This is a genomic window from Soonwooa purpurea (assembly GCF_053891095.1).
In genome coordinates this window covers 357,932-370,905 of the sequence record NZ_JBSSMA010000001.1, presented here as the reverse complement: position 1 = coordinate 370,905, position 12,974 = coordinate 357,932, and the positions used below count along the sequence as shown (strand labels likewise).

The 12,974-nt window shown below is 33.7% G+C and carries 9 protein-coding genes and 2 tRNA genes; 7 read left to right on the top strand and 4 right to left on the bottom strand.

The window, feature by feature from the left end; translation table 11 throughout:
* Positions 1-50: 50 nt before the first annotated feature.
* Positions 51-2,429, bottom strand: a complete 2,379-nt coding sequence (locus ACVFVN_RS01615; RefSeq protein ID WP_456233895.1) for a M1 family metallopeptidase — start codon at positions 2,427-2,429, stop codon at positions 51-53.
* 65 nt (positions 2,430-2,494) lie between these two features.
* Positions 2,495-3,073, bottom strand: a complete 579-nt coding sequence (locus tag ACVFVN_RS01610) for a HupE/UreJ family protein (RefSeq protein ID WP_456233894.1) — start codon at positions 3,071-3,073, stop codon at positions 2,495-2,497.
* Positions 3,074-3,212: 139 nt separating this feature from the next.
* Between ACVFVN_RS01610 and ACVFVN_RS01605 the strand changes: the two genes are divergently transcribed.
* A complete protein-coding gene (locus ACVFVN_RS01605; protein WP_456233893.1) occupies positions 3,213-3,677 on the top strand; it encodes a DUF6702 family protein in 465 nt (154 codons plus the stop codon).
* Here the strand turns inward: ACVFVN_RS01605 and ACVFVN_RS01600 are convergent.
* Both ACVFVN_RS01600 and fbp read right to left on the bottom strand, forming a co-directional pair.
* Positions 3,674-4,681, bottom strand: a complete 1,008-nt coding sequence (locus ACVFVN_RS01600) for an o-succinylbenzoate synthase (protein WP_456233892.1) — start codon at positions 4,679-4,681, stop codon at positions 3,674-3,676. The two genes, ACVFVN_RS01605 and ACVFVN_RS01600, sit on opposite strands and share 4 nt — an antisense overlap.
* 4 nt (positions 4,682-4,685) lie before the next feature.
* Positions 4,686-5,705, bottom strand: coding sequence for a class 1 fructose-bisphosphatase (fbp, locus tag ACVFVN_RS01595; RefSeq protein ID WP_165133208.1), 1,020 nt, complete (start codon positions 5,703-5,705; stop codon positions 4,686-4,688).
* A gap of 356 nt (positions 5,706-6,061) precedes the next feature.
* On the opposite strand from fbp, the gene ACVFVN_RS01590 reads away from it, so the two are divergent.
* From ACVFVN_RS01590 to ACVFVN_RS01565, 6 genes are all read left to right on the top strand, one after another.
* The gene (locus ACVFVN_RS01590; protein ID WP_456233891.1) at positions 6,062-7,300 is read left to right on the top strand and encodes an aspartate kinase; all 1,239 of its coding nucleotides are present in this window, start codon (positions 6,062-6,064) and stop codon (positions 7,298-7,300) included.
* Between the two features lies 1 nt (position 7,301).
* Positions 7,302-9,152: a lysophospholipid acyltransferase family protein gene (locus ACVFVN_RS01585; RefSeq protein WP_456233890.1), complete on the top strand. Its 1,851-nt coding sequence runs from the start codon at positions 7,302-7,304 to the stop codon at positions 9,150-9,152.
* A gap of 97 nt (positions 9,153-9,249) precedes the next feature.
* A tRNA-Phe gene (locus ACVFVN_RS01580) sits at positions 9,250-9,322 on the top strand.
* A gap of 44 nt (positions 9,323-9,366) precedes the next feature.
* Positions 9,367-9,439, top strand: a tRNA-Phe gene (locus ACVFVN_RS01575).
* 576 nt (positions 9,440-10,015) lie between these two features.
* The gene (locus ACVFVN_RS01570; RefSeq protein ID WP_456233889.1) at positions 10,016-11,431 is read left to right on the top strand and encodes a helix-turn-helix transcriptional regulator; all 1,416 of its coding nucleotides are present in this window, start codon (positions 10,016-10,018) and stop codon (positions 11,429-11,431) included.
* Between the two features lie 29 nt (positions 11,432-11,460).
* Positions 11,461-12,891, top strand: coding sequence for a helix-turn-helix transcriptional regulator (locus ACVFVN_RS01565; RefSeq protein WP_456233888.1), 1,431 nt, complete (start codon positions 11,461-11,463; stop codon positions 12,889-12,891).
* The last annotated feature ends 83 nt before the right edge of the window (positions 12,892-12,974 follow it).

The window sequence follows — 12,974 nt, the reverse complement described above, 5'->3', positions numbered from 1 at the left end:
AAAAATTAATGTTTATTAACAAGGCCGAAAAAAGAGATTTTGTGCTAAACTTACTTTTTACCTTTTCCGGATGCCTGCATTGGATTAAGCTGTCCATTAGAAGCACCGCGCACGGCCCCTTGTTGTTTTTGTTTGAAAACTTGGAACTTGCTTTCTGGCAAAGCATTATTCGTTGTTGACCAATAATTGTTTGAGATGTCGATATCGGCAGTTTGTTTGCGTGGATCTAGTTGTACAGATTTTAATTTTTTATCAAAATAATAGATTTTAGAAACCTTCTGTTCGTTATGTCGCCAGATTTGTGCTGGGATATGGTCCTCTAGTTTTGATCCATCTTCAAAAGTAAATTCTAAAATAATAGGCATCACCATACCTCCTTTATTTTCAAAATCCAATTGGTAGGCTTGTATGTTTTTGAATTTATTTTGTTCATCTTTTGATAAGCTGTCAAAATAATCTTCGGTGAAAGAATAGGTTTTGTTGGTGTCTATTTTTTCCTGACCTCTTGCATAGCGGTAATAGAAATCTTGCAGATCTTTGTCCTCATCAACATAAAATTTTGTTTTTTGCTCACGCGCTCTTACTTTAGAAATGTCATTAATGTCATCTTCTGCGGGTGGATCTATTTTATAATTAATTTGTCTAGAATTTGGTTTTGCATCGAAATTTGGTTTCGCTAAAGAAACTTTTGATAAAGCAATGTCAACAGGATCTGTGCTGTAAAACCAACCTCTCCAAAACCAATCCAAATCTTCTCCACTAGCATCTTCCATGGTTCTGAAAAAATCTGCAGGTTCTGGATGACGAAATGCCCAACGCTTGGAGTAAGTTTTGAAAGCTTGATCGAATAAATCGCGTCCCATAACAGTTTCGCGAAGAATATTAAGTCCTGTCGCTGGTTTAGAATACGCATTTGGGCCAAACTGAACAATGTTTTCGGAGTTGCTCATAATCGGTTCTAGTTGATCTTTTGGCAATTTCATATAATCAACAATTTTGTCTGCTGGACCACGTCTAGAAGGGAACTTGTTATCCCATTTTGTCTCAGTTAAAAACTGTACAAAAGTGTTCAGCCCTTCATCCATCCAGCTCCATTGTCTTTCGTCGGAGTTGATAATCATTGGAAAAAAATTGTGCCCCACTTCATGGATAATTACGCCAATCATTCCGTTTTTTATCGCTTCAGAATACGTGCCGTCTTTCTCGGTTCTTCCGTAATTGAAACAAATCATCGGATATTCCATACCATTGGCAGCTTCTACAGATTGCGCTACAGGATACGGATATGGCACCGTAAATTCTGAATAAGTTTTGATGGTATGCGCTACCGCTTTTGTCGAATATTTTCGGTAAAGTCCATAGGCTTCTTTGCCATAAAGACTCATGGCCATTACATTGTTGTTGTTTTCTGGAATGTTGACATTCATCCCATCCCAAACAAATTTTCTTGACGATGTCCAAGCAAAATCACGCACATCTTTGGCCTCAAAAATCCAAGTTTTACGTTCTTTGGATTTAGATTTTTCAGCTTTTTTAGCTTCCTCTAAAGTGACAATCTCAATAGGTTCTTTCGCGGTTTTCGCTTGTTGATATCTTGCAAATTGTGCAGATGTTAGGACTTTGTCAAAGTTTTTTCCTTCGCCAGTTGCGCCAACAATATGATCCGCAGGAACATTAATACTTACTTTATAATTCCCGAATACCAAAGCAAATTCTCCACGCCCGGTGAATTGGTGGTTCTGCCAACCTTGGAAATCGCTATAGACGCAAAGTCGTGGGAACCATTGTGTAATGGTATAAAGGTCGTTGCCATCTTCTGGGAAAAACTCATAACCTCCACGCCCGCCAAGTTGGATTCGGTTGGGGATATTATAATTCCATTCGATTTTAAATGTAAATGTTTCGCCTTTTTTTATAGCTTTTGGAAGGTCAATTCGCATCATGGTTTTGTTAACCACATAACTGAGGTTTTTGCCTGATGCATCTGTAACTTTCGTTAAATTAACCCCGTAAGAATTGTCTTTGGTAGGAAGGTCGGTGGTTTTTAAGTTGTCGCTTGTTATCGTTGTTGGAAGGTTTGATGAAAATTGATAATTCGCATTTTTAACGCTTGATTGTTGATTTTCATCCAATTGCAACCAGATGTAATCCAAAGTATCTGGCGAATAGTTGTAATAAGTTACAGTTTCTACACCACGTAGATTGCGTTTGTCTTCATCCAAATATGCCGAAATGTCATAATCTGCACGGTTCTGCCAGTAGGCATGTCCAGGCGCTCCAGAAGCTGCTCTATAAGAATTAGGTGTTGGAAGAATGGTGCCTAATTGTTCGAATTTGTTTCCATGATTGCTTCCTGGATTGTTTTGAATGTTCTGCGCAAATACTAATGCAGAACAGCTAATAGCGATTGCTGATATTTTTAATTTCATTTCGAATGAAGATTATGAATAAGATTAGTGTAACGAAGTTATTAAAAAGTTACATTTTTATTAGTCTAAAGCGGAATTCTTTCTAAAGTCATTTTTAAAGCCAAAGCAAAAACGCCTGAAGAAACAAACATAATCCAATCTTTTCTGTTGACTTTAAAGATGTTTAATAATATAAAAAGAATGATTAAAATTGCAAAAACAACGACAATTTGACCAAGTTCTAAACCAATATTAAAGCCTAAAAGCGGCGCGAAAATATTTTGCTCTTTAGCCATCATCATTCGGGCGGTGTTTGCAAAACCCATTCCGTGGATTAATCCAAAAAATAAAGCCAGATAATAATTCATCGTCATAAGGCTTTTTTGTTTGTTTCTCATCAGAATATTATCCAAGGCCGTAATCGTGATGGTCAACGGAATTAAAAATTCCACCCAATTGGAAGGGATTTTTAACATATTGAAAACACTTAATGCTAATGTCACCGAATGGCCTATTGTAAAGGCTGTTACAAGAATTAATATTTTTTTCCAATCATTAAAAGAATATACTGCAACCAAGGCTAGTATAAAAAGTTGATGGTCCAAAGCGTCGAGAGAAATAATGTGTTCCCAGCCGAGTTTTAGATAAAATAAAAAATCCTGCATAGTCTTAATTTTTAGCAAATGCGATAATACAAATTTTAATTAAATTTGAAAAGTTTTTTGAAACTAAAAGATCTGTATAAACACTTTAATACTAAGACTTTTGAGAAAGGTGATGTTCTTTTTGCTGTTTGTTTTTTTTATGTTTTCTTCGTTCAAAGAAAATGTACACCCTTATCATGTTGGCTCGTTGGAATTTAATTATAATCAAAAAACCCAAACCTTTGAGATTTCGGGAAAATTCTTTTTAGACGATATGGAAAATGCGCTTAATAAAAAATACCCTAAAAATCTGAAATTTCAAGATGCAAAAGTGAAGGCTGCAATAGATGAGGCAATGAAAAATTATTGCGCCGAATATGTCAAACTGAAAGTCAATAACCAATTTGTGAAAATTAATTATCTAGGTTTTGAAGAAGATAGCGAAAGTGTTGATGTGTATCTGGAATCGGCCGTTGTGGAACATCCCAAAAAAGTGGAAACCTCGATTAGCATGTTGTATAATTTGTTTGATGACCAGATGAACATTGTCCACATCATCGTAAACGGAAAACGGAAAAGTGAAAAACTCACTTTCCCGAATCGTTATTTGTATCAGCAATTTTAGTTTTTAAACCAAAGTTGTTCGCCTTTTAGTTCCAGACAAGACGCTGTGTTATTGGTGAAAAGTCCACCTGTGCCAAGACCTTGTGGCATCGGATTGTGTTTTGGATAAGTATATTGTGCAATGGCATTGAGCCCGATATTGCTTTCTAAAGCTGAGGTAATCCACCAACCGATATGTTGTTGTTCGGCCAGTTCTATCCATTCGTCGCTTCCAGAAAATCCACCAACCAAAGTTGGTTTTAAGATGATGTACTGCGGCTGAATTTCTTTTAATAATTCGATTTTGGAATCACGGTTGAGCATGCCGATAAGTTCTTCGTCCAAAGCAATTGGCGTAGGTGTTTCGGCACAAAGTTGTGCCATCGCTTTCCAGTTGCCAGCTTCGATTGGTTGTTCGATAGAGTGAATTTGTAAGTCTGCTAATTCTTCCAAAACAGATTTCGCCTTTTCCGGAGAGAAAGCACCGTTGGCATCAACACGGAGTTCCAAAATATCCTTAGGGTATTTTTTTCGGAGTTCGGCAATGACTTGTTTTTCATGGTCCCAATCGACACCGATTTTTAATTTGATACAATGGAAATTTTGTTTGAGCTTTTCCTCAATTTGCTCCTTCATGAAATCGATTCCGCCCATCCAGATTAAACCATTAATTTGAATAGAATCTTTAGCTTCTGTAAAATCGCTTGGAAAATACAGATTGTCGCCATGTTCCAGATTGAGAAAGGCTTGTTCTAAACCGAAAATAATGGAAGGATGATTGACCATTTCTTCGCGAAGATGTGGCAAACCAAGATGTGCATTCTGACAAGCCCATGTTAAAGCTTCTTCGTAATCGTCGTCATCGTCAAAGCTTAACCCTTTGAAAAGATTGGCTTCGCCGATTCCTGTTTTTCCATCTTCGGAAATGCGAATGAAATAGGTTTCTTTAATATTCAAAACGCCGCGAGATGTTCCACTCGGGCGTTTGAAGTTTAAAGTATATTTTTCGAAACTTGCTGTTTTCAATATCTTAATTTTTGTCAACTGCTTTAGACATGAATTCTTCTGCTTTTGTCACCATAGCGGCGCTTCCACAAAAGAAAGGCACACGCTGGTGAAGTTCTGTCGGTTCTATATCCAAAATTCTTTTGAAGCCGTCGCTTGCTTTTCCGCCAGCTTGTTCTGCCAACATGGCCATTGGGTTGCATTCGTACAATAATCTTAGTTTTCCTTTTGGAGATTGCGATGTAGAAGGGTAGATGTAGATGCCACCTTTCAGCATATTTCTATGAAAGTCTGATACCAAAGATCCTATGTAACGCGATGTATAAGGTCTGTCAGCTTCTTCTTCCTGGCAATATTTGATGTAGTCTTTTACCCCTTGTGGAAATTTGATATAGTTACCTTCGTTAATAGAATATATTTTTCCGCTTGTAGGAATCTTAACATCTTTGTGAGACAAATAGTAAGTTCCGATTGCTGGGTCTAGTGTAAATCCGTTAACGCCGTTACCTGTTGTATAGACAATCATCGTTGATGAGCCATACACAACATAACCTGCTGCAATTTGTTTGGATCCTTTTTGTAAAAAGTCCTTCAGTTCCACAGGATCGCCAGGATTTGTAATTCTTCTATAGATTGAAAAAATAGTACCTACCGATACGTTAACGTCAATGTTTGAAGAACCGTCCAAAGGATCAATTAATACAACATATTTGCTAAGGTGGGCATTGCCTTTGCAAGTGATTTCTATGAAATCATCGTTCTCTTCCGATGCGATACCACAAACCACTTCGCGTTGCGAAAGCGCTGTAATGAAAATTTCATTAGCCAAAACATCCAATTTTTGTTGTTGTTCGCCTTGTATATTTTCGTTGCCTGCAATGCCGATAATATCAGCGATTCCGGCTTTGTTAACTTCTCTGTTGACCAATTTTGAAGCCATACGGATACAGCTCAAAAGTCTCGATAACTCACCCGAAGAGTATTTGAAGTCATCTTGTTTCTCAATGATAAATTCGCCTAGGGTTTGTAATGGTTCTTTACTCATTTTTAATATTTATTAGAAAATTGACCAAATTTAATGGATTTTTTTTGATTAATCTAAACTCTTTTAAAGTTAAGGAAATTTGTTGATTTTATTGATTTTATTTTAAATTAATTTAATTTTTTTTGATGATAAGTATGTTTTTTGGATTTGTTTTTAATGATTCCAAATGTAGATGCCGACATTGGCGTTATTAAAATTTTCATTTTTTGTAATACGCTTTGGTAAATGATTATAATAGGATTTTAAAATTTATTTCTCATAAAGTTAATATTTGTTAACAAGTTTTTTTATTAAGTCAGTCATTATTAATATTTTTGGGGTTTGAAAATAATATATTCAGAATAAAGCTTTGTAAAGTGAAAGTATTCAAATTTGGTGGCGCATCGGTAAAAGATGCAGAGAGTGTAAAAAATGTAGCTTTGGTACTTGATAACCAGGGTTTTAAAAATTGTTTAATGGTGGTTTCGGCGATGGGAAAAACCACCAATGCCTTAGAAATGGTGGTGGCAGATTATTTCGCAAAGAAAGACTACCAACAAGAAATAGAAGAAATAAAACAGTTTCATATCGATATTGCCAAAGGACTTTTCCCAGAGGAACATCCCGTCTATGCTGAGATTAATTTGTTTTTTGACGATATCGACTCTTTTTTAAGAAGAAACAAATCGCCGAATTATAACTTCGTGTATGACCAGGTGGTAAGTTGTGGCGAAATGATTTCTTCAAAAATTGTTAGCGAATTTCTTAACGAGTCGCAGTTCGGAAATGTTTGGTTAGACGCACGAGATTATATCAAAACCGATAATACCTATCGGGAAGGTGTTGTTAACTGGAAAGGTACACAAGAGAATATTAAAAAATTGGATGCTTCAAAGAATTATGTGACACAAGGTTTTATAGCTTCAGACGAACATAACTTTACAGTGACTTTAGGCCGCGAAGGTTCGGATTATACCGCGGCGATTTTCGCTTATGGTTTTGATGCGTCAGAAATGACAATCTGGAAAGACGTACCTGGTGTGATGACGGGCGATCCAAGAATTTTTGATGATGTTGAATTATTAAGCAGCATTTCTTACGAAGAAGCGATTGAGATGGCTTATTACGGCGCATCGGTAATTCACCCAAAAACCTTGCAACCGCTGAAGCAGAAAGATATTCCTTTTTTTGTAAAATCTTTCTTGGATCCTTCGATGCCAGGAACCAAAATTGGCAATGCTGATGACAACCAGTATCTGGAATCGTATATTCTGAAAAAAAATCAAAATTATTTAATGGTAGATACAAGAGATTTTTCTTTTATTGCAGAAGATCACATGAAAGAAATTTTTTCGCTACTTTTAAAATATAATATCAAAGTATCCTTGATGCAAAATTCTGCCATCTCGCTAGAATTGTGTTTGGAAGATAAATTCGGGCATATTGCTGAGTTTGTCCAAGACTTACATGCTAATTTCCAAACCCAATTAATACAAAACGTATCGCTTTTCACGGTGCGTAATGTTAATATTGAAGAGGTAGAAAAATTTTATAAAGATCAAAAAGTGCTATTGGAACAATTGTCCAAGAATACTTTACAAATGGTAATCCAATAACATGAGTTTAATATCGAAAGAAGATTTAATAAAAGTCGCAGGTCTTAACAAATTTGGTTTTTTAAAAAATCCTATTGCTTCGTCTGTACTTCGTTTGACCAAAATCAACGAGGTTAATAAGCTGTATGATAAACTGAAAGACAAAGAAGGTCAAGATTTCTTTTCTGGATTTGTTAAAGAATTGGATTTGAAATATGTCGTTTTCGAAGAAGACTTGGCGAAAATTCCTAAAACAGGACCATTTATTTTGGTTTCCAATCATCCTTTGGGTGCGATAGATGGCGTTTTGATGTGCAAAATCCTTTCGGCAATTCGTCCAGATTTTAAAGTGATGGGAAATTTTCTTCTTGAGAAGATAAAGCCTATGGCGCCTTATGTTGTTTCTGTTAATCCATTCGAAGGTCGCAAAGAAGCCTACAACAGCAGTTCTGGTATGCGCGAAACCTTGAAGCATTTGCAGGACGGTGGCTGTATCGGAATCTTTCCGGCTGGCGAAGTTTCTAACAAGAATAATGAATATAATGAGGTGATGGACAAAGTTTGGGAATCGCCAGCGCTAAAGCTTATCAAAAAAGCAAAAGTACCCGTTGTACCCATGTATTTCCATGCCCGTAATAGTCGAATTTTTTACAATCTTGCGAAGCTTCATCCAGATCTGCAAACGTTGATGTTGCCTTCCGAAATGATGAAAAAACGAGATAACCCAATAAGGATCAGAATCGGTAAAGCTATTTCTGTAAAACAAATGGATGAGCAGGAAAATATTGAAGAACTTGGTGATTATCTGAAGAAAAAAGTCTACATGCTAAAATCTTATTATGAAAAAAGAAAAAGCATAGCAGAGACTTTGATGATCCCGAATCTGTCGTTGAAGTTACCTTTGAGCAAGCAGCAAAATATCGTTCAGAATATTATTGAAGAAACGCCAAAAGAAGATATTTTGGCAGAAATCGAATTGTTGAAAAAAGACGATAAAAAACATTTGTTCTCTTACAGCGATTACGATATGTTTTTTACAAAATATGAGGAGATTCCTAACATTATGCGCGAAATTGGTCGTCAACGCGAGTTGACTTTCCGCAAAATAGGTGAGGGGACCAATCTGCCATTTGACTTGGATGAGTATGATAAACATTACCATCACTTGTTTTTATGGGATAATGCCAACCAAAAATTAGTCGGCGCTTATCGTATGGCTTTGGGAGTTGAGGTGATGAAAAAGTACGGAATAGATGGTTTCTACACCAGTTCGTTATTTGAGTATGACCAAGAGTTGCAGCCATTCTTCCGAAAGGTTATCGAGATGGGACGCGCTTATATTTCGACAGAATATCAGCAAAAGCCATTTCCTTTATTTTTGCTTTGGCGAGGCATTATCCATGTTTGTTTGAGAAATCCAGAACACAAATTTTTGATGGGTGGCGTTAGTATTAGCAACAAATTTTCAGAATTTTCAAAATCCTTGATGATTGAGTTCATGCGTTCGCATTATTATGATTCTGCTGTCGCGCAATACGTTCATCCGAAAAATGATTATAAAGTTATCCTGAAAGAACGTGACAAAGCTTTGTTCTTTAGCGATATGGATTCTGATGTTAATAAATTAGACAAAATTATTGACGACCTAGAACCAGAACTTCGTCTGCCGGTTTTAATTAAGAAGTATATTAAACAAAACGCAAAAGTTATTGCCTTCAATGTTGATCCTAATTTCAATGATGCGATTGATGGATTGATGTATCTCAGAATAAGTGACCTTCCCGAAGATACTATTCGGCCAGTATTAGAAGAAATGAGTGAGCAGATAAGAAAAGAACAAGAAAATAATTCGTCTGAAAATCAATCAGTTTAAAAATATTTTAAGAAAAAGTAAAGAATGTCTTGTATTGTATATTAATTCTTCCTACTTTTGCACCACTAAAAACAATAAATATTATTGTTGGAAAGGCGGTTTCTTAGCTCAGTTGGTAGAGCAATGGATTGAAAATCCATGTGTCCCTGGTTCGATTCCTGGAGAAACCACAAATTTCAAAGCCTCTTATTGAGGCTTGTTTTTTAAACCAAAAGGTTTCTTAGCTCAGTTGGTAGAGCAATGGATTGAAAATCCATGTGTCCCTGGTTCGATTCCTGGAGAAACCACGAAAACCACTCTTTTTGAGTGGTTTTTTTTTTTTTTTGATTATTTTTTTGAAATTATTTAGTCTCACTTAATTCTATATTTTGTTGCTGATGCAAAAAATCAACAGCTGATTTTAAACTTTCAATTCGTGTTTTTTCAGAAAGTTCAGTAGAAAAATCGAATGCCAATATTTTCTTGAAAAATTATCAACAATACTGTAAATGTAATATTTTATGCCATTTGAAGTTTTGTATACACTCACATCCATCTGCCAAACCTGATCTGGGAAATCAGCTCTTACAGAAATTTTCTTTTTTACTTTTTTGTATGATTTTCAAATTCTGTTAAGTTGCAATAGTTTACAATACAATTACCAAGTTGGTCTGCTTATCCCAATCGCTTTGTGTTTGACAGCATACCCTCAAACAGAATCAGAAGACTGTTGTGTTTACTTTATTAATAAATAATTTTAAAGTATTATTAATGATGTTTTTTTGTTAAAAAACTATATATATTAGCAGATTTAATTTAATAATGTAATATTTAAATTAAATAAATAAAAATAATAGCTTTGTAGTCATAAAATTTGCCAATTTATGAAGAAATTTATTTTCTTAAATTTTATTTTAATTTATGCCAATCTATTTTCTACAGATTATGACATGGTCAAACAAATTGATCAGGGCATTGCTTTGTATAAAAAAGAATATTCAAGAAATAGTTTTACAAATAGAGATGCAGAGCTAACGGATCTATATTATTTAGCTAAGGAAGTAAGTCACGAAAAAGCCCAAATAGATGCTGTCTTATTATTGAGTAATTCCTTTGTTTTGCAGAAAAAATTTTATCAAATAATTGTAAAAGCTGAAGATGCTAAAAGAATAGCTTATAAAATAAATGATTATCAATCGTTAGCACATTTAAAAAATTATATCGCAGGCGCATTGATCTATTCAGGTTTTCACGAAGAAGCGAAAAAAAATATAAACAAAAGTATTGAGTTTAGTAAGTTTTTAAAAGATAAAGAACAACGGAAAATATTAGATTATAATAATTGTATTTATTTAGCCAAATATTACCAATTTCAGCATAAGAAAGATTCGGTTTTTTATTATTTAAACAAAGCTATTGCAACAGCTTCTGAGATTAACGAAACTTCGCAGAATAAAGCTTTTTATAAGACAGATGGAATTTTGCATATAGCTGAATTTCACTTGTCTGAAAAGCAATCAGAAGCTGCAGAGAGGCATTTAATGAGTATTTCAAAAAATATTAAAAGTGTATATCAAACTGCGGATTACCTTTTTCTCCAAGCAAAAATTGCTTTTCTACAAAATAATGAAACGCTATCTTTAGAATTATATAAAAAAGTAGATTCTCTGGCATCAGAAATTAATTATGATATTTTAAAAATAAAGGTTTACAATGATTTAGCTGTGTATTACAAGGCTAAAGATGATTTGAAAAAGCACATCTATTATCTAAAAAATGGAAATACGATAAGTGATAGTTTAATATATCTTACCCATGCCCAAATTGACAGAATTAGCCAATTTCAAAGTCACGAAAGCCAAAATTTTTTGCAAAGTAAAAGTGTTTTTTTAATGGTTGTTATTTTATTGATTGTGCTGATTTTTGTGATTAAACGAAGAAAAACCTTTAGAAAACCAAAACCAATACATATTGAAATCGAAAAAAAGCTTTTAGATATAGTCACGCCAATATCTATTACAGAATTAACAAGTTTAGCACATGATAATAATCCATTATTCTATGCCAATTTTAAAAATGTATTTCCCTGTTTTGAAGATAAACTACTGAAAGTAAATCCACTTTTAAAACCTATGGATCTGGAAGTCTGTGCTTTGATGAAGCTTAATTTTACAACTAAGCAAATAGCGGTTATTAAAAATGTTTCCATAAGATCTGTTGAGGGGAGAAAATATCGCATTCGAAAAGCACTTGAGATAAATCAAAACGAAAATATATATGTTTGGATTTCTAAACTATAATTTATGAGGAAAATTTATGTGGTTTTTTTGTGTTTTACAGCATTGTTTTTTATTCACAAAAACAATGGTCAGAAAAACAGATAGATAGCATTCAAAATACAATTGCGACAACAAATGCTCAAAATGTCGACAAAATCGAAGCTGTCAGTACAGAGTTGTATTATCAATCAAAAAAAATCAATTATAAAAAAGGACAAATAGAAGCTTTGTTACGAAAGATAGCTTTTAAAATTAATAGTAGAAATTATGATGATGTAGAACAATATCTGGACGAAACCAAAAAGCTTTCCAATGACATTCAAGATTATTTTTATTTGACAAAAGCGAATGCGATGGAAGTGTCAATGCTTAGCCATCTTCAGCTTCATACAAAGGCAAAAAAAAAATTGGATGAAAACTTTAAACTAATACCCAAAATCGAAGATATTGGAAAAAGAAGGTTTATGGAAACCTATTATTATGCAAGGTATATCAACTTATATCAAAATAATAAAGACTCTTTACAATATTTTTCAAATCAAAGATTAAAGACAGCATTGCTTCTCCCTGACACGGAAGCCTCCAAGCCTATTATAATTGTGTCTTCAGCAGGATATTTAGCGCATTATTATTTTCATGCTAAAAATCCAAAACAAATTGATTATTATCTGAAAGTTCAAGAGAAATATATTGATAAAATAGATAATCTTTTTGATTTGATACATTATCATAAGAGAAAAGCGGAGTATATCTTCGATTATCAAAAAAAATCAAAAGATTATCTAGATCGTAGTCTTTATCATTTTAAAAAGGCTGAAAAGTATGCACAACAATATAAAAACCCAGAACTGCTGGAATTGCTATACCCCGAAATAGCACGTATATATGAAGATAAAAATGAAATTGATAAGCAAGTTTATTATCTTAATAAATATACGAAACTGACAGATTCTATTAAGAAAAAGAACACAACCGCGGTGGCCAATATTGTTTATCAAGATAAACAGAAATCATATAATAGCGAAAAAAAAGTATATGATTGGAAGATGCGGAAGTATGTTTTTTTAGCTGGACTTTTTATACTGTTAACTTTTTTTCTTGTCAAAATGTTTTTTTTAAAGAAAAATAAAAAGTTTGTTGAAATTAATAGTCAACAACAATATCCATTAGAATCTAAAGAAGAAATAAAAATAAGCAAAGAACAGCTTTTGAATTTGACAGCAGAATCCAACGTCGCTTTTTTATCCTTTTTTCTAGAGCTGCATCCTGATTTTAGAGATTCCTTATTAAATATTAATCCTAACCTAACATTGTCCGATATTGAGTTTTGTGCTTTAATCAAGAGTAATTTGAATAACCACCAGATTTCTGTTTTTAAAAAAATGTCGATAAGGGCAATAGATTCTAAAAAATATAGATTACGAAAAAAATTAAATATTTCATCTAATGAAAGTATTTATGATTGGATGGCAAATATTTAGAACCGTATAAATTTCAGAAAACAATTAACAAGCTGAATTGGAAACTAAGGATATGTAAAAAGAAATCTAAATATTTACTTTTT

Excerpts from the sequence above, each read along its gene's own strand:
- ACVFVN_RS01610 (WP_456233894.1), bottom strand. The coding sequence starts at position 3,073 with ATGCAGGATTTTTTATTTTATCTAAAACTCGGCTGGGAACACATTATT.
- ACVFVN_RS01605 (WP_456233893.1), top strand. The coding sequence starts at position 3,213 with ATGTTTTCTTCGTTCAAAGAAAATGTACACCCTTATCATGTTGGCTCG.
- ACVFVN_RS01615 (WP_456233895.1), bottom strand. The coding sequence starts at position 2,429 with ATGAAATTAAAAATATCAGCAATCGCTATTAGCTGTTCTGCATTAGTA.
- ACVFVN_RS01585 (WP_456233890.1), top strand. The coding sequence starts at position 7,302 with ATGAGTTTAATATCGAAAGAAGATTTAATAAAAGTCGCAGGTCTTAAC.
- ACVFVN_RS01570 (WP_456233889.1), top strand. The coding sequence starts at position 10,016 with ATGAAGAAATTTATTTTCTTAAATTTTATTTTAATTTATGCCAATCTA.
- fbp (WP_165133208.1), bottom strand. The coding sequence starts at position 5,705 with ATGAGTAAAGAACCATTACAAACCCTAGGCGAATTTATCATTGAGAAA.